Source organism: Microbispora sp. CA-102843 (assembly GCF_050936215.1).
Classification (GTDB): Bacteria; Actinomycetota; Actinomycetes; order Streptosporangiales; family Streptosporangiaceae; genus Microbispora.
Map to the genome: position 1 here is coordinate 26,354 of NZ_JBNJNF010000001.1, position 20,513 is coordinate 46,866.

At 71.1% G+C, this 20,513-nt stretch carries 22 protein-coding genes and 1 other RNA gene; 18 read left to right on the forward strand and 5 right to left on the reverse strand.

Going from position 1 to position 20,513, the window contains the following annotated elements; genetic code table 11:
- Positions 1 to 62 precede the first annotated feature (62 nt).
- From ffs to ACQEVJ_RS00260, 7 genes are all read left to right on the forward strand, one after another.
- Positions 63 to 158: signal recognition particle sRNA small type (gene ffs, locus ACQEVJ_RS00230), an RNA gene on the forward strand.
- A 42-nt stretch (positions 159 to 200) separates the two neighbouring features.
- Positions 201 to 2,369, forward strand: a complete 2,169-nt coding sequence (locus tag ACQEVJ_RS00235) for a DNA polymerase III subunit gamma and tau (RefSeq protein WP_433095875.1) — start codon at positions 201 to 203, stop codon at positions 2,367 to 2,369.
- Between the two features lie 178 nt (positions 2,370 to 2,547).
- On the forward strand, positions 2,548 to 2,898 hold the full coding sequence (locus tag ACQEVJ_RS00240) for a YbaB/EbfC family nucleoid-associated protein (RefSeq protein WP_079320096.1): 351 nt from the start codon (positions 2,548 to 2,550) through the stop codon (positions 2,896 to 2,898).
- A 3-nt stretch (positions 2,899 to 2,901) separates the two neighbouring features.
- Positions 2,902 to 3,501: a recombination mediator RecR gene (gene recR, locus ACQEVJ_RS00245; protein WP_357042049.1), complete on the forward strand. Its 600-nt coding sequence runs from the start codon at positions 2,902 to 2,904 to the stop codon at positions 3,499 to 3,501.
- Complete coding sequence (locus ACQEVJ_RS00250) at positions 3,494 to 4,024, forward strand: DUF5063 domain-containing protein (RefSeq protein ID WP_346223673.1); 531 nt, start codon at positions 3,494 to 3,496, stop codon at positions 4,022 to 4,024. Before recR ends, ACQEVJ_RS00250 begins: the two co-directional genes overlap by 8 nt.
- A gap of 99 nt (positions 4,025 to 4,123) precedes the next feature.
- A complete protein-coding gene (locus tag ACQEVJ_RS00255) occupies positions 4,124 to 5,398 on the forward strand; it encodes an aspartate kinase (RefSeq protein WP_433095878.1) in 1,275 nt (424 codons plus the stop codon).
- Positions 5,395 to 6,462 (forward strand): aspartate-semialdehyde dehydrogenase, encoded by a 1,068-nt coding sequence (locus ACQEVJ_RS00260; RefSeq protein ID WP_433095880.1) that lies wholly within the window; start codon positions 5,395 to 5,397, stop codon positions 6,460 to 6,462. The genes ACQEVJ_RS00255 and ACQEVJ_RS00260 overlap by 4 nt, the downstream gene beginning before the upstream one ends.
- Before the next feature lie 20 nt (positions 6,463 to 6,482).
- Here the strand turns inward: ACQEVJ_RS00260 and ACQEVJ_RS00265 are convergent, their stop codons facing one another.
- Positions 6,483 to 7,148 (reverse strand): hypothetical protein, encoded by a 666-nt coding sequence (locus tag ACQEVJ_RS00265; protein ID WP_433095882.1) that lies wholly within the window; start codon positions 7,146 to 7,148, stop codon positions 6,483 to 6,485.
- Positions 7,149 to 7,302: 154 nt separating this feature from the next.
- Here ACQEVJ_RS00265 and ACQEVJ_RS00270 point away from each other — a divergent pair, with 154 nt between their 5' ends.
- The 9 genes from ACQEVJ_RS00270 (at position 7,303) to ACQEVJ_RS00310 (ending at position 15,302) form a co-directional block, all read left to right on the forward strand.
- Entirely contained in the window at positions 7,303 to 7,950 is a 648-nt protein-coding gene (locus tag ACQEVJ_RS00270) for a TetR family transcriptional regulator (protein WP_433095884.1), read from the forward strand.
- A gap of 73 nt (positions 7,951 to 8,023) precedes the next feature.
- The gene (locus ACQEVJ_RS00275; RefSeq protein ID WP_433095886.1) at positions 8,024 to 8,965 is read left to right on the forward strand and encodes an LLM class F420-dependent oxidoreductase; all 942 of its coding nucleotides are present in this window, start codon (positions 8,024 to 8,026) and stop codon (positions 8,963 to 8,965) included.
- 94 nt (positions 8,966 to 9,059) lie between these two features.
- On the forward strand, positions 9,060 to 9,395 hold the full coding sequence (locus ACQEVJ_RS00280; protein ID WP_433095888.1) for a YkvA family protein: 336 nt from the start codon (positions 9,060 to 9,062) through the stop codon (positions 9,393 to 9,395).
- Positions 9,396 to 9,482: 87 nt separating this feature from the next.
- On the forward strand, positions 9,483 to 10,217 hold the full coding sequence (locus tag ACQEVJ_RS00285; protein WP_433095890.1) for a DUF1684 domain-containing protein: 735 nt from the start codon (positions 9,483 to 9,485) through the stop codon (positions 10,215 to 10,217).
- Positions 10,218 to 10,300: 83 nt separating this feature from the next.
- Positions 10,301 to 11,851 (forward strand): ABC transporter substrate-binding protein, encoded by a 1,551-nt coding sequence (locus ACQEVJ_RS00290; RefSeq protein ID WP_433095892.1) that lies wholly within the window; start codon positions 10,301 to 10,303, stop codon positions 11,849 to 11,851.
- A gap of 22 nt (positions 11,852 to 11,873) precedes the next feature.
- Complete coding sequence (locus ACQEVJ_RS00295) at positions 11,874 to 12,851, forward strand: ABC transporter permease (protein WP_433095894.1); 978 nt, start codon at positions 11,874 to 11,876, stop codon at positions 12,849 to 12,851.
- Positions 12,848 to 13,681 (forward strand): ABC transporter permease, encoded by an 834-nt coding sequence (locus ACQEVJ_RS00300; protein ID WP_433095896.1) that lies wholly within the window; start codon positions 12,848 to 12,850, stop codon positions 13,679 to 13,681. The genes ACQEVJ_RS00295 and ACQEVJ_RS00300 overlap by 4 nt, the downstream gene beginning before the upstream one ends.
- Positions 13,678 to 14,505 (forward strand): ABC transporter ATP-binding protein, encoded by an 828-nt coding sequence (locus ACQEVJ_RS00305; RefSeq protein ID WP_433095898.1) that lies wholly within the window; start codon positions 13,678 to 13,680, stop codon positions 14,503 to 14,505. Before ACQEVJ_RS00300 ends, ACQEVJ_RS00305 begins: the two co-directional genes overlap by 4 nt.
- On the forward strand, positions 14,502 to 15,302 hold the full coding sequence (locus tag ACQEVJ_RS00310) for an ABC transporter ATP-binding protein (protein WP_433095900.1): 801 nt from the start codon (positions 14,502 to 14,504) through the stop codon (positions 15,300 to 15,302). The genes ACQEVJ_RS00305 and ACQEVJ_RS00310 overlap by 4 nt, the downstream gene beginning before the upstream one ends.
- On the opposite strand, the gene ACQEVJ_RS00315 is transcribed toward ACQEVJ_RS00310, so the two are convergent.
- Positions 15,296 to 16,252 (reverse strand): TetR/AcrR family transcriptional regulator C-terminal domain-containing protein, encoded by a 957-nt coding sequence (locus ACQEVJ_RS00315; RefSeq protein WP_433095902.1) that lies wholly within the window; start codon positions 16,250 to 16,252, stop codon positions 15,296 to 15,298. The two genes, ACQEVJ_RS00310 and ACQEVJ_RS00315, sit on opposite strands and share 7 nt — an antisense overlap.
- Positions 16,253 to 16,347: 95 nt before the next feature.
- On the opposite strand from ACQEVJ_RS00315, the gene ACQEVJ_RS00320 reads away from it, so the two are divergent.
- Positions 16,348 to 16,956, forward strand: coding sequence for a GNAT family N-acetyltransferase (locus tag ACQEVJ_RS00320; protein WP_433095904.1), 609 nt, complete (start codon positions 16,348 to 16,350; stop codon positions 16,954 to 16,956).
- Positions 16,953 to 17,813 carry an alpha/beta hydrolase gene (locus ACQEVJ_RS00325; RefSeq protein WP_433095906.1) on the forward strand — a complete coding sequence of 287 codons (861 nt, stop codon included), beginning with the start codon at positions 16,953 to 16,955 and terminating at the stop codon, positions 17,811 to 17,813. Before ACQEVJ_RS00320 ends, ACQEVJ_RS00325 begins: the two co-directional genes overlap by 4 nt.
- 24 nt (positions 17,814 to 17,837) lie before the next feature.
- Here the strand turns inward: ACQEVJ_RS00325 and ACQEVJ_RS00330 are convergent, their stop codons facing one another.
- The 3 genes from ACQEVJ_RS00330 to ACQEVJ_RS00340 form a co-directional block, all read right to left on the reverse strand.
- Positions 17,838 to 19,034: an amidohydrolase family protein gene (locus ACQEVJ_RS00330; RefSeq protein ID WP_433095908.1), complete on the reverse strand. Its 1,197-nt coding sequence runs from the start codon at positions 19,032 to 19,034 to the stop codon at positions 17,838 to 17,840.
- 69 nt (positions 19,035 to 19,103) lie between these two features.
- Positions 19,104 to 19,889, reverse strand: a complete 786-nt coding sequence (locus ACQEVJ_RS00335; RefSeq protein ID WP_433095910.1) for an SURF1 family cytochrome oxidase biogenesis protein — start codon at positions 19,887 to 19,889, stop codon at positions 19,104 to 19,106.
- 66 nt (positions 19,890 to 19,955) lie between these two features.
- Positions 19,956 to 20,423: a winged helix-turn-helix transcriptional regulator gene (locus ACQEVJ_RS00340; protein WP_433095912.1), complete on the reverse strand. Its 468-nt coding sequence runs from the start codon at positions 20,421 to 20,423 to the stop codon at positions 19,956 to 19,958.
- Positions 20,424 to 20,513 lie beyond the last annotated feature (90 nt).

Consider the following 20,513-nt stretch of genomic DNA (forward strand, 5'->3'; position numbering starts at 1 on the left):
GTCGTGGTTTCGACTGTTGTCTCGACGGCCCGCGCACACCCGTCGATTGGCTAGACTGTCCAGCGGACCCCTCGCGCGGCGTCATCCTGTGAACCTCCCCAGGGCCGGAAGGCAGCAAGGATAAACGGGCTCTGGCGGGTGTGCGAGGGGTCTCTCAGTTAGCGGGTACGCCGGCCGGGTCGACCCTCCGAGGAGGCGGCATGAGTCTTGCGCTGTACCGCAAGTACAGACCCGGGACATTCGCCGAGGTCAAGGGGCAGGAGCACGTCACCGACCCGTTGCGCCAGGCGTTGCGCAGCGGCCGGATCCACCACGCCTACCTCTTCAGCGGCCCGCGCGGCTGCGGCAAGACCTCCAGCGCCCGCATCCTCGCCCGGTCCCTCAACTGTGAGAAGGGCCCGACGCCCGACCCCTGCGGGGAGTGCGAATCCTGCGTCGCGCTGGCCCCCACCGGGCCGGGCCACCTCGACGTCATCGAGATCGACGCGGCGTCGCACGGCGGCGTGGACGACGCGCGCGACCTGCGTGAGCGGGCCTTCTTCGCCCCCGTCTCGGCGCGCTACAAGATCTACATCATCGACGAGGCCCACATGGTCACCCGTGAGGGCTTCAACGCGCTGCTGAAGCTGGTGGAGGAGCCGCCGCCGCACCTCAAGTTCGTCTTCGCCACCACCGAGCCGGAGAAGGTCATCGGGACGATCAAGTCCCGTACCCACCACTACCCCTTCCGGCTGATGCCGCCCGCGACCCTGCGCCGGCTCATGGAGGAGATCCTCGACTCCGAGTCCGTGCCCTACGAGCCGGCCGCGTTACCGCTGGTCGTACGGGCGGGCGCGGGATCGGCCCGGGACACGCTGTCGATCCTCGACCAGCTCCTCGCGGGCGCCGACGAGTCCGGCATCACCTACCAGCGGGCGGTGTCCCTGCTCGGCTACACCGACGGCGACCTGCTGGACGAGGTGGTCGACGCGTTCGCCAAGCGGGACGGCGCGGCCGTGTTCCAGGCCGTGCACCGGGTGATCGAGGGTGGCCACGACCCGCGCCGCTTCGCCACGGACCTGCTCGAACGCTTCCGTGACCTGGTGATCCTCTCCAACGTCCCCGAGGCCGCGGGCAGCGGCCTGCTCGACCGGCCGGCCGACGAACTGGAGCGTCTGCAGGCGCAGGCGGCGTCGATGGGCCCCGCCGAGCTGACCCGGGCGGCCGAGGTGTTCAACGCCGGTCTGACCGAGATGCGCGGCGCGACCTCCCCTCGCCTGCTGCTGGAATTGATGTGCGCCCGCGTGCTGCTGCCCGGGGCCGACCAGGGCGAGGCCGCGCTGCTGACCCGGCTCGAACGGCTGGAGCGCGGCGTCGCGGCCGGGACGTACGCCGCCGCGCCGCAGGCTCCCGCCGTTCCCCAGCCCGCACCGCCGCCCGCGCCCGTCGCCGCGGCCCCGGCTCCGCAGGTTCAGGCGTCCCCCGCCGCCCCCGCCGCTCAGGCCGCCCCTGCGGCCGAACGGAGCGCCGACGACTGGCCCACCCCCGTACGGCCCGGCTCCGGGGCGGCGCCGCCGCCTCCGCAGGCGCAGCAGGCCCAGGCGCCCGCCGCGGGCGGAGGGCCGGTGCAGCAGGCCTGGCCGCAGGTGCTCGAAGCGATCAAGAACCGCCAGCGGGTGGCCTGGATGATCCTCAACGCCCAGGGCAGGCTGCTCGGTGTCGAGGGCAACGTCGTGACCGTCGGCTTCGAGAAGCCGGGCGACGTGCAGGGCTTCCTCAAGGGCAAGCGCGACGATGTGGTGGCCGCCGCGCTCGGCGACGTGCTCGGCGGCACCTGGCGCGTCGAGGTCGTCGTCGGCGGCTCGGGTCCCGGCCCGGCCGGCCCCGTCACCCGCGGGCCGTCCGGCCCGCAGACGCCCACGCCGCCTCCCACGCCCACGGCTCCGCCTGCCGCGCCTGCCACGCCCGCCGCGTCGGCTCCTACGGCGATGCCGCCCACAGGGGCCACGCCCGCCCCTGCCCCGGCCGCTCCCCAGGCCGCCCCGGCTCCGGAGCGGAAGGCGCCCGCGCCCGCGGTGTCGTCCGGCGGGACGACCGACGAGACCTGGCCAGACGCGCCGTCCGACGACGACGACGCGCCGTCCCCGGCCCCGCGATCAGCGCCGAGCCCCGGCCTGGCCGCCGCGCGCTCGGCGGCCCGGGCCGCCGCTCAAACGGGCCCCCGGCAGGCCTGGCCGGAGACGGTGCCCGGCCGTAAGGGCGGGGCCTCCCGCCCGGACGACGACGTGGACCCGCTCAGCGACGACGCGGACGTCGGCGAACTGTCCGGCATGGCCCTCATCCAGCGTGAGCTGGGCGGCCGCATCATCGAGGAAATCGATCATTCCTGAGCGCCTTCCCCGCCCGAGGGACGGCCGCCGCATGGACGGAGACTGGTGGGGTAACCGGTGTCCGTCCGCCCGCGACCCGGCGCGGAACACACACACCGCGCCGGTGCGGAAACCGGGGCGGACGCCGTAGGCTCGGTCGCGACGAACATGTCGCTGGACGCTGAGGAGCGCAACCATCGTGAATCCAGGGGATGTCAACCTCCAGCAGTTGCTGGAGCAGGCTCAGCTGATGCAGCAGCAGCTCGTCACCGCGCAGCAGGAGCTCAGCGACGCCGAGGTCGAGGGCAGTGCCGGGGGCGGCCTGGTCGTCGCCACCGTGAACGGCAGCGGCGAGCTTCTCGAGCTCGAGATCAGCCCGCTGGCCATCGACGCGAGCGACCCGGAGGAGACCGCGCAGACGATCGCGGACCTCGTGCTCGCCGCCGTGCGGGACGCCGTACGCGCCGCCGGGGAGCTGCAGCAGGAGAAGCTGGGCCCGCTCGCGCAGGGACTCGGGGGCGGCCTCGGCGGCCAGCTGCCGGGGTTCTAGAGCATGTACGAAGGGGTCGTCCAGAACCTGATCGACGAGCTCGGGCTGCTGCCCGGCGTCGGTCCCAAGAGCGCGCAGCGGATCGCGTTCCACCTCCTCGCGGCCGACCCGGCCGACGTCAAGCGGCTCGCGCACGCCCTTCTCGAAGTGAAGGAGAAGGTGCGCTTCTGCCGAGTCTGCGGGAACGTGGCCGAGGAGGAGGAGTGCCGGATCTGCCGGGACCAGCGGCGTGATCCGCACGTCATCTGCGTGGTCGAGGAGTCGAAGGACGTGGTGGCGATCGAGCGGACCCGTGAGTTCCGCGGTCGCTACCACGTGCTCGGCGGGGCGATCAGCCCGATCGACGGCATCGGCCCGGACGACCTGAAGATCCGCGAGCTGATGACCCGGCTGGCCGACGGCCAGGTGACCGAGCTGATCCTCGCGACCGACCCGAACCTCGAGGGCGAGGCGACGGCCACCTACCTGGCCAGGCTCGTCAAGCCCCTGGGATTGAAAGTGACCCGACTGGCCAGCGGTCTGCCTGTGGGCGGTGATCTCGAGTACGCCGACGAGGTCACCTTGGGCCGCGCTTTTGAAGGACGGAGGCTGCTGGATGTCTGACGAGTGGAACGACCTGGCCGCACGCGTCGCCGGACACGCGCAGAACTTCATCGACGGCCTCACCCGCCTGGCCGGCGGTGAGGGCGGCGACGCCACGCTGCCGCTGCTCCTGGTGGAGGTGGCCCAGGTCAGCCTCGCGGGCACCCAGCTCGGGGCCGCCCAGGACGTGATCCTGCAGGGCAACGTCGAGCCCGCGCTGAGCGACGACCCCGACATCGACCCCCTCCGTACGGCTCTCGCCGCCCGGCTCGGCCCGGTGGACGACTACGCCGAGGTGTTCGACCCCTACAAGGACACCGTGGTCACCCCCTACCGGCTGTCGGACGACCTCACGGCGGTGGCGGCCGACCTCATCCACGGGCTGCGGCACTACCGGGCGGGCCGCCCGCTCGAGGCGCTGTGGTGGTGGCAGTACTCCTACTTCAACACCTGGGGCAACCACGCGGGCGCGGCGCTGCGGGCCCTGCAGGCGCTGGTCGCGCACACCCGGCTCGACGTGGTCGAAGAGGGCACGGCGGTCTGATCAGGAAGGCGCCGCGTCCACATGCTGGTCGTGTCCGGTCTCGCTTTGGGGCGCCCAAGTACACTGTGAGCTCCACGTCCTGATTCGTTGGAGATTCCAGTGGCGCTCGTTGTGCAAAAGTACGGTGGTTCCTCCGTAGCCGACGCGTCCTGCATCAAGCGGGTCGCCCAGCGGATCGTGGCGACGAAAAAAGCGGGCAACGACGTCGTGGTGGTGGTCTCCGCGATGGGCGACACCACCGACGAGCTGCTCGACCTTGCCCAGCAGGTGTCGCCGCTGCCGCCCGGCCGCGAGCTCGACATGCTGCTGACCTCGGGTGAGCGGATCTCGATGGCGCTGCTCGCGATGGCGATCGCCAACCTCGGTCACGAGGCGCGCAGCTTCACCGGCTCGCAGGCCGGTGTCATCACCGACTCGACGCACGGCAAGGCGCGCATCATCGACGTGACGCCCAGCCGCATCCAGGAGGCCGTCGACTCGGGTCAGATCGCGATCGTGGCCGGCTTCCAGGGCGTCTCCCAGGACAGCAAGGACATCACGACGCTGGGCCGGGGTGGTTCCGACACCACGGCAGTCGCTCTCGCGGCGGCGCTCGGCGCGGACGTCTGCGAGATCTACACCGACGTGGACGGCATCTACACCGCCGATCCCCGCATCGTCCGCAACGCGCGGCAGATCCCGCGGATCTCCTACGAGGAGGCGATGGAGATGGCGGCGTGCGGGGCGAAGATCCTGCACCTGCGCTGCGTGGAGTACGCCCGCAGGTTCGACCTGCCCATCCACGTCAGAAGCTCGTTCAGCACGAGGGAAGGCACCTGGGTCGTCTCCGACCCCTACAGCGAAGGAACCGAAGTGGAGCAGCCCATCATCTCCGGGGTCGCGCACGACCGGAGCGAGGCCAAGATCACTGTGGTCGGGGTGCCCGACAAGGTCGGAGAGGCCGCCGCCATCTTCCGCACGCTGGCCGACGCCGAGATCAACATCGACATGATCGTGCAGAACGTGTCGGCGGCGGCGACCGGGCGTACCGACATCTCGTTCACGCTCCCGGCCAACGACAGCCAGACGGCCCTCACGGCGCTGAAGAAGATCCAGAACCAGGTCGCCTTCGAGTCGCTGCTGTACGACGACCAGATCGGCAAGGTCTCCCTGGTCGGCGCGGGCATGCGCTCCCACCCGGGCGTCACCGCCAAGTTCTTCGGCGCGCTGGCCGACGCCGGGGTGAACATCGAGATGATCTCGACCTCGGAGATCCGCATCTCCGTCGTCGTGGGACAGAACGAGGTGGACACCGCGGTCGCCGCCGCCCACCGCGCGTTCGACCTCGACGCCGACCAGGTCGAGGCCGTTGTGTACGGAGGTACCGGACGATGAGCCGCAAGCCCACCCTCGCCGTCGTCGGCGCGACCGGTGCCGTCGGCACCGTCATGCTCGAGATCCTGACCAACCGCCGCGACCTGTCCGACGTGTACGGCGAGATCCGGCTGATCGCCTCGCCGCGCTCGGCGGGCAAGGTGCTGAGCGTGCGCGGCGAGGATGTCGTCGTCCAGGCGCTGTCGCCGGAGGCGTTCGACGGCGTCGACATCGCGATGTTCGACGTGCCGGACGAGATCTCCGCCGAGTGGGCGCCGATCGCCGCCGAGCGCGGCGCGGTGGCCGTGGACAACTCCGGCGCCTTCCGGATGGACCCGGACGTGCCGCTCGTGGTGCCCGAGTGCAACCCCGAGCAGGCCCGCAACCGGCCGAAGGGGATCATCTCGAACCCCAACTGCACCACCCTGTCGATGATGGCCGCCATGGGCGCCCTGCACCGCGAGTGGGGCCTGCGCGAGCTGATCGTCGCCTCCTACCAGGCGGTGTCCGGCGCCGGGGTGGCCGGGCCCGAGCGGCTGTACGCCGAGATCGAGGCCGTCGCCGGCGACCGGGCGATGGGCACCGTGGCGGGCGACGTGCGCAAGGCCGTGCCCGACCTGGCCGACTCGCCGTTCCCGGCCCCGCTGGTGCTCAACGTGGTGCCGCTGGCCGGCTCGCTCAAGGACGGCGGCTGGACCTCGGAGGAGCTGAAGGTCCGCAACGAGTCGCGCAAGATCCTCGGTATCCCCGACCTGAAGGTCTCGGCGACCTGCGTCCGCGTCCCGGTGGTGACCACCCACTCGCTGGCCGTCCACGCGACGTTCGAGCGGGAGGTCACGGTCGAGGGCGCCCGGGCGATCCTGGACGCCGCGCCGACCGTCGTGGTGCTCGACGACCCCGCGAACGGTGTGTTCCCCACGCCGGCGGACGTCGTGGGGACCGACCCGACCTACGTCGGCCGGATCCGCCAGGCGCTCGACTTCCCGAACACGCTCGACCTGTTCCTGTGCGGCGACAACCTGCGCAAGGGCGCCGCGCTCAACACCGCCGAGATCGCCGCGCTGGTCGCCACCGAGTTCGCGTAGGCCCGTCAGGCGGTAAGGCTTCACCTGAACAGCACGTCCCAGTGGGTGGGCTCGTCCGCCCACACGTCGTCACCCCGCGCATCGGACCCGGACGGCAGGTCCGGGTCCGACGGCGGCGGGCGATACAACGCGGCTCCGTCCCCGCGCGTGCGCCAGTAGCGGTAGGTCCGGGTGATGTACGCGTCGAGGCACCGGTTGTGCGCGAGGTCCACCTTGTAGCCGTTGCCGTGGCTGTAACGGCCGCCGGCGTGCCCGGTCTCGGTGCCGCCGGTGATCGTCACCGGGCAGCCGCTGTCCCGCCGCAGGTCGATGGTGCGCATCAGCGTGCCATACCGGATGGCCTCCAGCGACGTGCAGTACCGGTGGCGGCGGTCGGCGCAGTCGCCGGTCGACTGCTGGCGCACCCCGGCGTCCAGCAGCAGGCCGGCCGCCTGCGCGTGGCCGATCCGCTCGTCCGCCGCCGTGGTGTCCCAGGTCTTCACCGTGGCGATGAACGTGCCGGCCAGCAGCGGCGGGAGGGAGACCTCCCCGCTCGCCTCGACGCGCGGGGTGTCCGGTGTGCCCTGGGCGGCCGTGGGCGGCGGTGACGGCGGTGGGACGGGGTCCCTGTGGTTCTGCGTGGGCAGGGAGATCAGGACGGCGGTGCCGATGCCGGCCAGCCCCCGCCATGACGGGCGGACGTCCAAGTGCCTCGTTTCCTCAGTCGACGACGGGGGCTGAGGTCTTCAATGCCACACGCGGAGGCCGCTCGGCGCGCTGCCACGAGGCGGTTTGCCGCGACCCGTGGATCATCTTGTCGGTTCATGACCAGATGAGGGCCTGAGCCGTACAGTGACGAGCGTGGCCGAGAAGACACGGGAGCTGATCGTCGAGACGGCCCTCCGGCTGTTCAGGGAGCGGGGGTACGAATCGACCACGATGCGCGCCATCGCCGCCGAGGCGGGCGTGTCGGTGGGCAACGCCTACTACTACTTCAGGTCCAAAGAGCAGCTGGTCCAGGCGTACTACGACCGGGCGCAGGCGACGCACGAGGCGGCCTGCCGTGAGGTGTTCGCCGCCGAGCGGTCGTTCGCCGGGCGGCTCGGGGGAGTGCTGCGGGAGTGGGTGCGGATCTCCGAGCCCTACCACGAGTTCGCGGTGAAGTTCTTCAAGCACGCGGCGGAGCCCAGCAACCCCCTGAGCCCGTTCAGCGCCGAGTCGGCGCCCGCCCGCGAGTCGGCCGTCGCGCTCTACCGGGAGGTGGTCGAGGGATCGGCCGGACGCATGGACGACGAACTGCGCGAGGAGCTTCCCGAACTGCTGTGGCTGCTGTGGATGGGGGTCGTGTTGTTCTGGGTCCACGACAACTCGCCCGGCTGCGCGCGCACCTACCGGCTGATCGACCGGGTCGTCCCGCTCGTCGACCGGCTGGTCGGCCTGTCGCATCTGCCCGGTATCAAGGGCGTGGCCAGGGAGGTCATCGAGGTGGTCCACGAACTTCGGGCGTGACCGCGAATCCATACCGTCCGGTTGGTATGGTCAGGTCGAGACCTTGGAAGGGGTGGCCGTGGACCGCTGGGGCATGACGATTCCGTTCTTCGGGCAGACGCCGGTCGAGTCGAAGGAGCTCATCACCGAGTTGCCCGCACTGGGCTACACCGACGCGTGGTCGGCCGAGGTGGGCGGCACGGACGGGTTCGTCCCGCTGGCCCTGGCGGCCGAGTGGGCGCCGTCCCTGCGCCTGGGCACCGCGATCGTCCCCGTCTACACCCGCGGCCCGGCCCTGCTGGCCATGTCGGCGGCCACGCTGGCGGACCTCGCCCCGGGCAGGTTCGTGCTGGGCATCGGCGCGTCGTCCCCGGTCATCGTGGGCAACTGGAACGCCGGCGAGTTCGACAAGCCGTACGCGCGGGTCCGCGACACCCTGCGCTTCCTGCGGGCGGCGCTGGCCGGGGAGAAGGTCACCGAGAGCTACGAGACCTTCGCCGTCAAGGGCTTCCGGCTGGAGAAGGCCCCCGGGACGCCACCGAGGATCGTGCTCGCCGCGCTGCGGCCCGGGATGCTCCGCCTGGCCGCCCGTGAGGCCGACGGAGCGATCACCAATTGGCTGTCCCCCGAGGACGTATGGAAGGTCCGGGGCGAGCTGGGGCCGGAGACCGAGCTGACCGCGCGGCTGTTCGTCGTGGTGACCGAGGACGCCGTCAAGGCGCGCGAGATCGGCCGCAGGCTGCTGGCCGCCTACCTCACCGTGCCGGTGTACGCGGCGTTCCACGAGTGGCTGGGCCGGGGGGAGCTGCTGCGGCCCATGCAGGAGGCGTGGGCGGCCGGGGACCGGAAGGCCGCGCTGAAGGCGATCCCCGACGAGGTCGTGGACGATCTCGTCGTGCACGGCGACGCCGCGGCCTGCCGGGCCCGGGTGCGGGAGTACGTGGCCGCCGGGCTGGACACGCCCGTGCTGGCCCCGCTGCCGGGCGGCGACCTGCCGCTCGCCGACACCGTAAGGGCGCTCGCGCCCGGCGCCTGACGCCCCACCGTGAGAGCCTGACGGAACGGGGCGGCGCCGCCGAACGTTAACCAGAAGGCAAAGCGGGCAGAGGTGTCCACCTGGAGGTGTCCTCATGGTGAAGGCAGGACGTGCGGCGGCCACCTGGCGCGCCTACCGCGATGTCTCCAAGCCCGGCTCGCCGGGATTCGGGGCTCGGCTGCGGGCCGTGCCCCGGATGCTCCGCGCCGCGGTTAAGGGCGACTACCCCGGCCTGACCAAGGGCAAGCTCGCCATGCTCGGCATGGCCGTGGCCTACATCGTGTCGCCCATCGACGTGGTCCCCGACTTCCTCCTCGGCGTGGGCGTGGTCGACGACTTCGGCGTGTTCCTGTGGCTGGCGACCGCGCTGCTCGGCGAGAGCGGCCAGTTCGTCGAATGGGAGAGGGACCCGCGGGCGACCGCGAAGTGATCAATTAGCGCAAATCCTACCTAATCTGTAGGGTAATGCTCAAACATCGCCAACGGTGCTGATCTTAGCGAAACGAGCGTTACCGCCATGTCTCCCGCCCTGTCTCCACGTGCCTCCGCAGCCACGATCGAAGCCGCCCGTGCCGGATGGGACGTGTGGCGGGCGGAGCGGCTGGCCTCCGTGCGGGCTCCGCGGGGCAACCTGGCTCTCGTGGAGACCCGGTGGCCGGCCCCGGGCGAGGAGACGTCTCCGGAGGAGGCCCTCGCCGGCCGGCCGCCGAGCGTCACGGCGACGCGGATCGAGCGGGCCCACATCGCGACCGGCGAGCCCGAGCACGGCATCCGGTTGTGGGACGCGGACGCGCCCGCCATCCGCCACTTCGAGACCATCGACGTCTTCCCGTTCGCTCCCGAGTGGGTGATCGAGGCCGTCTTCACGCCGGTGTCCGACGCGCGCCTGCTGCCCTTCGAGCACGTCCGGGACGCCGGCGGCACCCGTGACCACGTCGTTCCCGGCGACATCACCTTCACGCTCGACGGCACGCCGTACAACCTGGCCGCCTTCGACGACGGGGGAACGCTGCTCCTGGTCGTGGGCGACCGCACCAACGGCTCGGCGACGTACGGCGGCGGGCGGTTCCTGACGGTGGAGCCCGAGCCCGGCGGCCGCGTCGTCCTGGACTTCAACCGCGCCTTCGCGCCGCCGTGCGCCTTCTCGCCCTCCTTCAACTGTCCGCTGCCCCCGCCGCGGAACCGGCTGGACGCGCCCGTCGAGGCGGGGGAGAAGCTTCCCGTCTTCCGCGACGGCTTCCGGCCGTACTGACTTCCTTCTGATCCCCCCTCCCTCCCCCCGCCTCACCTATTGCACCAACCAGGTGGCCGCATGGCCGCCGACCAGGAGAAACAGTGAACAGCAAGACGACGTCGCTGATCGGCGCCGCCCTCGTCCTCGCGCTCGCCCTCGCCGGGTGCGGGTCGGGCTCCTCCGGCTCCGCGGGGTCCTCCGGCTCCACGGGCGGCGCCGGGGCGACGGCGGCGTACGACCCGGAGGCGACGATCGAGATCGGGTCGCTCTACGAGCCGCAGAACCTCGACAACACGGCCGGGGGCGGACAGGGCACGACGGAGGCGTTCAACGGCAACGTCTACGAGGGACTGTTCAGGCTCACCGACGACGGCAAGGTCGAGAGCCTGCTGGCGAAGGACCACACGGTCAGCAAGGACGGCCTCACGTACACGTTCACGCTGAGGAGCGGCGTGAAGTTCCACTCGGGCAAGCCGCTCACCTCGGCCGACGTCAAGTACAGCATCGAGAAGGTCACCGGCCCCGACTCCCAGTCGGCCCGCAAGAGCAGCCTCAGTGTGATCAAGAGCATCGACACGCCGGACGACTCCACGGTCACGGTGAAGCTCTCCAGCAAGTCGATCTCGCTTGTCTACAACCTCAGCTACGTGTGGATCGTCAACTCCCAGGCCAAGAGCCTGACGACCACGGAGGACGGCACCGGTCCCTACACGCTGGGGACGTGGAAGCGCGGCTCCTCGCTCACCCTTGAGCGCTTCCCCGGCTACTGGGGCACCCCGGCGACCAACAAGCAGGTCGTGTTCCACTACTTCACCGACGCGAGCGCGCTGAACAACGCCCTGCTGACCAAGGCGGTCGACGTCGTGACCAGCGAGCAGAGCCCCGACGCGCTGGCGAACTTCGAGAGCAACGGGGACTACAAGGTCAACGACGGCCAGTCGACGACCAAGCTGCTGCTGGCGTTCAACGACCGCAAGGCGCCGTTCGACAAGGTGCTCGTCCGCAAGGCGATCACCTCCGCGATCGACAACAAGAAGCTGCTCAGCTCGATCTGGGGCAAGTACGGCACGCTGATCGGCTCGATGGTGCCGCCCACCGACCCCTGGTATGAGGACCTCACCACGGTCAACCCGTACGACCCCGACCTGGCGAAGAAGGAGCTCGCCGAGGCGGGCTACGGGAACGGTTTCTCCTTCACGCTCGACACGCCGAACTACGACCCCCACCCGACCGTCGCGACGTTCGTGAAGTCGGAACTGGCGAAGGTCGGGATCACCGTGAACATCAACGTGATCACGGCGGACGAGTGGTACACCAAGGTCTACAAGAACCGCGACTTCGCGGCGACGCTGCAGGAGCACGTCAACGACCGCGACGTGGTCTGGTACGGCAACCCCGACTTCTACTGGGGATACGACAACCCGCAGGTCGCCAAGTGGGTCGAGCAGGCCGAGCAGTCCGACACGGCCGACGGGCAGACGGCCCTGCTCAAGAAGGTCAACCAGCAGATCGCCGCCGACGCGGCCAGCGACTGGCTCTACCTCTACCCGCAGATCGTCGTGGCGTCCTCGTCGCTGTCGGGCTATCCGTTGAACGGCCTGAACTCCCAGTTCTACGCGTACGGCATCAAGAAGAGCGGCGGGCGGGGCTGACGCCCGCGTCCGTGACGTCCTCATGACCGTCTATCTGCTGCGCCGGACGGCGTTCCTCGTCGTCTCGCTGTTCCTGGCCGCCGTGGTGCTGTTCCTGCTGCTGCGCCTGCTTCCGGGCGATCCCGCCAACGCGCTGCTGTCGGTCGGGGCGAGCCCGGAGCAGGTCGAGGCCGCCCGTCACCAGATCGGGACGGATCAGCCGCTGCCCGTGCAGTTCGTCTCGTGGCTCGGCGAGATGTCGAGGCTGGACCTCGGCAGCTCGTTCGTCAGCACGCTTCCCGTGGGCCCCGAGATCGCCGCCCGCCTCGTCGTGACGGTTCCGCTGACCCTGCTCGCCTTCCTCCTGGCCGTCGTGATCGCCGTACCGGTCGGTTTCGTCGCGGCCTACAAAGCGGGCACCTGGTATGGCTCGGTGCTCAGCGCGCTGTCGCAACTCGGCATCGCGGTGCCCGTCTTCTGGGTCGGCATGCTGCTGATCACGGTGTTCTCGCTCCACCTCGGCGTGCTGCCGGCCGGGGGGTTCCCCCAGGACGACTGGGCGAGCCCGGGCGACGCGCTCACCTCGCTGACGCTGCCGGTCGTCACGATCGCCCTCGTCATGTCGGCCTCCCTGATCCGCTACGTCCGGTCGGCCACCCTCGACGTGCTGGGCAGCGACTACCTGCGTACGGCGCGGGCACTGGGCTCGTCGTTCATCGGGGCGATGTGGCGGCACGGCCTGCGCAACGCGGTGGTCCCGGTCGTCTCGATCCTGGGCATCGAGCTCGCCACCACCTTTCTCGGCGCGGTCGTGGTGGAGAGCGTGTTCGCGCTGCCCGGGCTCGGCGGCATGCTCGTCAAGGGCTTCGCGCAGCACGACTACCCGGTCATCCAGGGGATCCTGGTGGTGAGCACGTTCGCCGTGCTGCTCATCGGTTTCGCGGCCGACCTCGTCCAGCGGCTCATCGATCCGCGGCTGCGCCGCTCGCTCGCCGGGAACCTCTCCGGGGACAGGGCATGAGCGCGCCCGGTCGCCGCGTTCCGCGGTCGGCGACGCTGGTCGCCGGCTGCGTCCTCGCCGGTCTCGTCCTCGCCGTGGCCGTCCTGTCGTTCTTCTGGCTGCCCTATCCGCCGGACGACACCTCGGGCGACCGGCTGATGCCCCCGGGCCTGCCTCACCTGCTCGGGACCGACAAGCTCGGCAGGGACCTGCTCACCCAGCTCATGATCGGCGCGAGGGTCGCCCTGGAGGCGGGAGCGGGGTCGGTGCTGATCGGCGGACTCCTGGGCCTCGCGGGCGGCCTCGCCGCCGGCTTCGCCACCCGCTGGCTCGACGACACGGTCTCGGCCCTCCTGGACATCCTCATCGCCTTCCCGACCGTGCTCCTGGCCATGCTCGTGACCGCCGCGCGAGAGGCGTCGCTCGGTTCGGCGGTCATCGCGATCGGGTTGGCGATGTCGGCGATCGTGGCCCGGCTCACCCGGGTGCTGGTCAAGCGCGTCCTGGCCCAGGACTTCATCACGGCCTCGCGCACCTCGGGGACGTCCTGGCCCAGGATCGTCGTCGAACACGTGCTGCCGAACATCTGGCCGACGCTGTCGGTCAACCTCGCGCTGCAGTTCGGGCTGGCCGTCCTGGCGGAGGCGAGCCTGTCCTATCTCGGCCTGGGCGCACCGCCCCCGAACGCCTCCTGGGGGCGGATGCTCCAGGAGGCCCAGGCGAGCGTGTTCATCGCCCCGGCAGGGGTGATCGCCCCTGGCGTCCTGCTCGTCGTCCTCGTCGTCGGCGTCAACCTCATCGCCGACGGCGTGCGCGACGTGGCCGACCCGACCCGGAGGAGGACCAGGTGACCGGGGATCGGGCGACCCTTCTCGCCGTGGCAGGGCTTCACGTGCGCAGCCCCGAGGGCCGCGACCTCGTCTCGGACGTGTCGTTCATGCTCGACGCGGGCGAGCGGCTGGGCCTGATCGGAGAATCGGGGTCGGGCAAGTCCATGACCGCCCTGGCGATCATGGGTCTCACGCCTCCCGGGATGACCGTCTCGGGCAGCGTCGTGTTCGACGCGCCCAGTCTTGGCCGCACCGAGGTCGTGGGGGCAGGGGAGCGGCGGCTCACCTCGCTGCGCGGCCGGGCGACGAGCACGGTCTTCCAGGAGCCGCTCACCGCCCTCGACCCGCTCATGCGAGTGGGCCGTCAGGTGGCCGAGCCGCTCCGGCGCAGGAAGGGGCTGCGCGGGCGGGCCCTGGACGCGGCGGTGACGGCCGCGCTCGAGGAGGTGCGGCTGACCGATCCCGAGCGGATCGCCCGGGCCTACCCCCACGAGATCTCCGGCGGCCAGCGTCAGCGGGTGGCGATCGCCATGGCCCTCGCCTGCGGCCCCGCTCTGCTCATCGCGGACGAGCCCACGACGGCCCTCGACGTCACCGTGCAGGCCGACGTCCTCGCGCTGCTCGACGGCCTGGTGAAGGAACGGGGGATGGCACTGCTGTTCATCAGCCACGACCTGGCGGTCGTCTCGCGGATCGCCGAGCGCGTCATCGTCCTGAAGAACGGAGTGGCGGTGGAGTCCGGGAGCGTCGACGAGGTCGTCAACGCGCCGCGCCACCCGTACACGAGGGATCTGGTGGGCAGCGCGCGGCGGCTCGACGGCGCACTCGACTGGAGGACGCCATGACCCGGCCCATTCTGGAGGTGCGGGACGCCGGCTTCGCCTACGGCCGCTCGGCCCCCGTGCTCACGGACGTCTCCGTCGCCGTCACTCCCGGACGCAGCCTCGCGCTGGTGGGAGAGTCGGGCGCGGGCAAGACCACGCTGCTGCGCCTGCTGCTCGGGCTGGCCAGGCCGACGAGCGGACAGGTCCTCTACGAGGGGAGGGATCTCACGCCGCGTGACCGGGCCCTGATGCGGGAATTCCGGCGCAGCGTGCAGACGGTGTTCCAGGACCCGTACTCCTCGCTCGACCCCCGGCAGCGGGTCGGCAGGATCGTCTCCGAACCCCTCCGGTCGCTGGGTCTCCGACAGGAGATGACCGCCCGGGTCACCGCGGCCCTGGACGCGGTCGGACTGCCCGAGGACGCCGCGAGCCGCTATCCGCAGGAGTTCTCGGGAGGGCAGCGGCAGCGCATCGCCATCGCACGGGCGATCGTGTGCGAGCCCCGCGTGCTGCTCGCGGACGAGCCGGTCAGCGCGCTCGACGTCTCCACCCGCGTACGCGTCGTCGACCTGCTGCACGAGCTCCGGGAGACCCGCGCGCTGACGGTCGTGATGGTGTCGCACGACCTGGCCGTGGTGGCCGCCCTCTGCCAGGAGGTGGCCGTGCTTGAACGCGGCCGGATCGTCGAGCGGGGGGACACCGCCCAGGTGCTCGGCGCTCCCCGCCACGCCTACACGCGACGGCTGATCGACAGCGTCCCCCGGCTGCCCCCGCCCGCCGCCAACGGCCACCCGAGCATCGAGGCACCCGGTCACTGAGGACGAGCAGCATCCTTGTGCAGCATGGCGGCGAACCCGTCGAGATGGCGGGCCAGGCTGTACTCGAACAGTCCGTCCACGTCCGTCACCGTCTCCTCCGCGATGGCGGTCAGCAGCGGGAACCGCCCGGTGCCGAGGAGCGCGTCGGCTCGCTCCTGCTGGGCCAGCCACCACCGGTCGAGCGTCACACCGGTCTCCTGTTCGGCTTCGGCTTCCTGCGCCATGGACAGCGCGGCGGAGACGACCAGCGCGTGCAGGGTGAGTGCCTCGCGGATCCGGGTCGTCATGGGCAGCCCGAGTCCGTCGAGGGCGCGCAGTGTCCACTCCGTGTGCTCCATCATGTTGGGCGCCAGCAGCGGGCGGGTGAACGAGACCGCCCTGGGCAGCCAGAGGTGCCTGCGGCACAGCTCCCACTGTAGGCGGGAGACCAGTTCGAGCTTGGCCCGCCAGCCGTCCGGCCCTGGGGCGGGCAGTTCCGCCTCACCGAACACCTCGTCGGTCATCTGCATGACCAGCTCGTCCTTGCCCGCCACATGCCGGTACAGCGACATCGGGCCGACGCCCATCTCGGCCGCGATCCGGCGCATGGAGACGGCGTCGAGCCCCTCTCTGTCGGCGATCGCGATGGCGGTGCGGAGAGTGTGCTTGCGGTTCAGCGCCTGCTTGGGGATGCCCGCGCCCGCCTGCCGCTGCCGCGCGCCCGGCTGCTGTGGCGCGGCCGGTTGCCCGCGGCCGGCGGTGACCACCGCGCCGGCGCCGACCTTCGTCTCTACCAGCCCTTCGTCGCGAAGGGCCGCCATCACCTTCGTCGCGGTCGCGACCGCCACGCCCCAACGCCCGGCGATCTGGCGGATGGAGGGCATGCGTTCGCCGGGACGCAGCTCGCCGGTCAGGATCCGGGTCCGGATCTCGGTGGCGATCTGCTGATAGGGCGGGATCGTGGGCGGCACGAGAGCAGAGTGTACTAGTTCACTTTCGATGCCGTCCAGTACACTTCCTTCGGCCATGGCGCCATTTCGTAAGTCACTCTCGATACGCTGTACGCATGACAGCTGATACGGCGTACGCAACCGTGCGGCGGGCCGGTGACGAGGGCGCCCGGGCAGTGCTGGACGTCCTGACCGAGGCGTTCATGAACGATCCCCTCGTCCGCTGGCTCTTCCCCGCGGCAGGCGACCGCGGCCGCCTCCAAAGGCACTACTACCGCCCCTTGCTCGCCCACCCCGCCGCCGAGGCGTACCTGGCCGGCGACCACGAGGGCGCCTCGGTGTGGCTGACGCTGACCGCCGGGGAGCGGGCGCTCACCGAGAACTCGTTCGAGCCGAGAGTCTTCGGCGACAGCGGCCTGCGGCTGCGGGCCCTGGGGGAGGCGCTGGACCCCCGGCACCCCCGCGAGCCGCACCTCTACCTGCCCTGCATCGGCGTGCTCGGCGGGCGGCAGGGCGCCGGGTTCGGTTCGGCGATGCTGCGGCACCGCCTGGAGCGGGCGGACGCTGACGGAGTCCCCGCGTACCTGGAGGCGAGCTCGGCCCGCAGTCGCGCCCTCTACCTGCGGCACGGTTTCGCAGATCTCGGCGAGCCGGTACGCGTGGCCGACGGCCCGCTCCTGTGGCCGATGTGGCGTCAACCAGCACAAGAAGGAGACAACCGATGACCCGTGAAGCACAGCCGACCCTGGTCTTCATCCACGGCACCCACTCCTCGTCGTACCTGGCCTCCGGCCTGATCACCGAGCTCACCCTGCGCGGACACCGCGCCGTGGCCGTCGACCTCCCCGGACACGGCGACGAGGCGTTCTACCCCCGCGCCTACCAGGCCCCGCAGGATCTGCAGGCCCTGGCCACCGAGCCGTCCCCGCTCGCCAAGCTCACCATCGACGACTACGTCGAACGCGTTGTGGACGTGGTGCGCAGCGCCCGCCGCCACGGCCCCGTGATCCTGGCCGGCGCCAGCCAGGGCGGTGTGGTGGTGAGCAGGGTCGGCAACGCGATCCCCGACCTGCTCGACCGCGTGATCTACACCGCCGCGTACTGCTGCGTGGACCTGCCCAACCTGAGCGCCTACCTCTCCACCGAGGAGAACGCCGACAGCCTGCTCCCGAAGGTGACCGCCGCGATGGCCGGCGACCCTGCGGTCCTGGGGGTGGCCCGGCTCAACTGGCGCACGGCCGATCCGGCGATCATCGACGGCATCAGGGAGTGCCTGGCCGGCGACTTCACCGACGAGGCCATGACCCGGCTGCTCAACACGTTCCAGCCGGACGAACCCGTCAGCATCCCTATGGCCGACGCCCGGGGCGAAGCACACACCTGGGGCCGGATCCCCCGCACCTACATCCGCTTCACACAGGACCGGCTGATCCCGCCGGCCCTGCAGGACCGCTTCATCGCCGAGGCCGACCGCCTCACCCCCGACAACCCGACCGACGTACGCAGCGTCGCCGCCCCTCACGTCGGCCCGTTCGACCGGCCCGAACTGGTGGACATCCTCGTCGAACTCCTGACGCCCTGACCCTGTCGTAACTCCGGGCAGACCCTAGAGCTGCTCCTGCCGCAGCCAGGCCCGCGAGGGCAGGGGGTGGCCGAACAGGCGGGCGGCGTTGCCGTACGAGACCCTGGCGATGTCGGCGGGCGGCAGGCTGCCGAGGTTGCGGGCCACCGCGCGCTGGGTGTCGGGCCAGGTGGACTCCGCGCGCGGGTAGCCGGACTCCAGCAGCACGCGCTCCATGCCCACGGCGAGCCGCACCGAGCTCAGCGCGCTGTCGTCGAGCGTGCCGAAGAAGAAGTTGCGCCGCAGCACCTCGCTGGGCTTGAGGCCGCCCTCCCAGGAGGACTCGCCGGCGACCGGGTGATCGAGCGCGTAGTCGGCCCGCTCGGCCAGCATCGGCAGCCACCCCACGCCACCCTCCACGATGAGGATGCGCAGCTTGGGGAATCGCAGTGCCACGCCCGACCACAGCCAGTCGGCGCAGGCGAACATCGCGCTCGCCGGGATCAGCGTGGTGATCGCCTCGACCGGGGTGTCGGGCGAGGGCACCGGTGCCCAGGAGGACGCCCCGGTGTGCAGGCAGACGACCGTCCCGGTCTCCTCGCAGGCGGCGAAGAACGGATCCCAGTGACGGCTGTGGATGGACGGCAGTCGCAGCCGGGTGGGGAACTCGGGGAACACGACGGCCTTGAAACCGCGTGACGCGTTGGCCCTGATCTCCTTCGCCGCGATCTCGGGGTCGGGGAGCCAGGGAAGCTGGAGTGCGATCATGCGCTCGGGGTAGGTGCCGGCCCACACGTCGACGTGCCAGTCGTTCCAGGCCTGTACGAGCGCGAGCCCGAGGTCCTGGTCGCGGGTGCGGCCGAACGCCACCCCCGCCTGGCTCGCCAGCATGCCGGGGAAGCACAGGGCCGCCCAGATCCCGGCGCGGTCCATGTCGCCGATCCGGTCCTCGATGTCGTAGCAGCCCGGCCGCATGTTCTCGAAACGGACGGGGTCGAGCGTCCACTGCTCCTTGGGCAGGCCCGCGCCCACGTCCAGCCCGGCGCAGGGATAGGTGGCGCCGCCGTACCGCCACACCTGGTGGCCCGAGTCGGTCTCCACGACCTTGGGCGCGAGGTCCTTGTACTTCTCAGGAAGGCGGTCCTCGAAGAGGTCGGCCGGCTCGATCAGGTGATCATCGACCGAGATGATCACGTAGTCCCGCCGCCTCGGCTCTGGGTCGGGATGCAGCGGCGTAGTCACGGTAGTAAACGGTAGAGCCAAGGGATAACACCGTACAAGCTGCGAGGTCTCCGGTTGGTATCCGTGCGCTCACCTTGCGGCGCGTACGGTCACGCCATGTGACGCCTGTTCCGCCCGGAGGTCGCGGGCCTCCCGGCGCACCAGCAGCACCCAGCCGCCCACCGCGATCCCGATGAACAGCCACCACTGCACGGCGTACGCCAGGTTGAGTCCGCCCCCGGCGCCCACGTCGGGCGGGGGAAGGAGTTCGGGTGCGGCCCCGCCCTGCGGCTGCTGCGCGGTGAGCTCCACGAAACCGCCGAAGACCGCGTACGGCAGGCCCTTCGCGATCTCGGGTGTGTTGATCAGCAGAATCTGACCGGACGGCAGCCCGGCTCGGTTCCTGATGCCGGTGTTGTCCTGCGTCTCGGCCGGGCGGAGCCGTCCGGTGACCGCCACCTCCCCCGTGGGCGGTGCGGGCACCTGCGGCGGCGTGTCCGCGGTCGCCCCGGCCGGGACCCAGCCCCGGTTCACCAGCACGGCGCCCTGCGGCGTGACGAGCGGGGTGACCACGTAGAACCCGAAGCGGCTGTTGAGGGTGCGCCTGCGCACCACGAGCTCGTGGGAGGGGTCGTACCGTCCGGCGGCGGTGACGAGGCGATACCTGTCCCTCTCCGGCACGGAACCGCCGGTTCTGTCCAGCCGGTCGAGCGGCACGGGCGCGGCGGCGAGGTTGGCGGTGATCCTCGCGCTGTCGGCCGACCGCTCCTCGAACCGCCCCCACTGCCACTTCCCCAGGAAGAAGAAGGCGGGGATCAGCACGAGCACGAGCAGGTGCAGCCCGAGCCAGCGGCGCGAGAGGAGGAACCGGTACACGTGACCAGCCTAGGCAGCGTGGTGAGTGCCCTCACCTCCGGGCGGAGCACGGAAAATGAACACAGGTCAGGCCGGGGTGCTGAGGCGGGCGCCGGGGCCGGGGCGGGGGGTCACCTCGCGCGGGCCGCCGACCTCGTGGCCCTCCTCGCACACCAGGTGCAGCGCGACGGGCGCGCCGCAGTCGCGGTGGGTCACCACGACCGGCGGCCCCTCGGGATCGGCCAGATAGCGGTCCCCCCAGTGCATGAGCGAGATCATGATCGGGTAGAGGTCGAGGCCCTTCTGGGTGAGCCGGTACTCGTCGCGCTGACGCTGGCCGGGCTCCTGGTAGGGCACCTTGCGCAGCAGGCCCTCGTCGACGAGCCGGGACAGCCGCGCGCTCAGCACCTGCCGGGGCGCGCCGGTGCGCGTCTGAAGGTCGGCGAACCGCCGGACGCCGTTGAACGCCTCCCGGAGGACCAGGAACGTCCACTTCTCGCCGAGCACGGCGAGGGTTCGCTCGATGGAGCAGTTGTCCACCCGGTAACGCCGCATGTCGCGCATCGTAACCACAACCTCCTCCCCGCATCTAAGTCTACTTGACAGACTCAGCGCGCTCGGGAGAGGCTGAGTCCATGTTGGGAA

Coding starts and splice junctions, on each gene's coding strand:
- ACQEVJ_RS00235 (WP_433095875.1), top strand. CDS start 201: ATGAGTCTTGCGCTGTACCGCAAGTACAGACCCGGGACATTCGCCGAG.
- recR (WP_357042049.1), top strand. CDS start 2,902: ATGTACGAAGGGGTCGTCCAGAACCTGATCGACGAGCTCGGGCTGCTG.
- ACQEVJ_RS00250 (WP_346223673.1), top strand. CDS start 3,494: ATGTCTGACGAGTGGAACGACCTGGCCGCACGCGTCGCCGGACACGCG.
- ACQEVJ_RS00260 (WP_433095880.1), top strand. CDS start 5,395: ATGAGCCGCAAGCCCACCCTCGCCGTCGTCGGCGCGACCGGTGCCGTC.
- ACQEVJ_RS00275 (WP_433095886.1), top strand. CDS start 8,024: ATGACGATTCCGTTCTTCGGGCAGACGCCGGTCGAGTCGAAGGAGCTC.
- ACQEVJ_RS00280 (WP_433095888.1), top strand. CDS start 9,060: ATGGTGAAGGCAGGACGTGCGGCGGCCACCTGGCGCGCCTACCGCGAT.
- ACQEVJ_RS00285 (WP_433095890.1), top strand. CDS start 9,483: ATGTCTCCCGCCCTGTCTCCACGTGCCTCCGCAGCCACGATCGAAGCC.
- ACQEVJ_RS00295 (WP_433095894.1), top strand. CDS start 11,874: ATGACCGTCTATCTGCTGCGCCGGACGGCGTTCCTCGTCGTCTCGCTG.
- ACQEVJ_RS00300 (WP_433095896.1), top strand. CDS start 12,848: ATGAGCGCGCCCGGTCGCCGCGTTCCGCGGTCGGCGACGCTGGTCGCC.
- ACQEVJ_RS00310 (WP_433095900.1), top strand. CDS start 14,502: ATGACCCGGCCCATTCTGGAGGTGCGGGACGCCGGCTTCGCCTACGGC.
- ACQEVJ_RS00320 (WP_433095904.1), top strand. CDS start 16,348: ATGACAGCTGATACGGCGTACGCAACCGTGCGGCGGGCCGGTGACGAG.
- ACQEVJ_RS00325 (WP_433095906.1), top strand. CDS start 16,953: ATGACCCGTGAAGCACAGCCGACCCTGGTCTTCATCCACGGCACCCAC.
- ACQEVJ_RS00340 (WP_433095912.1), bottom strand. CDS start 20,423: ATGCGGCGTTACCGGGTGGACAACTGCTCCATCGAGCGAACCCTCGCC.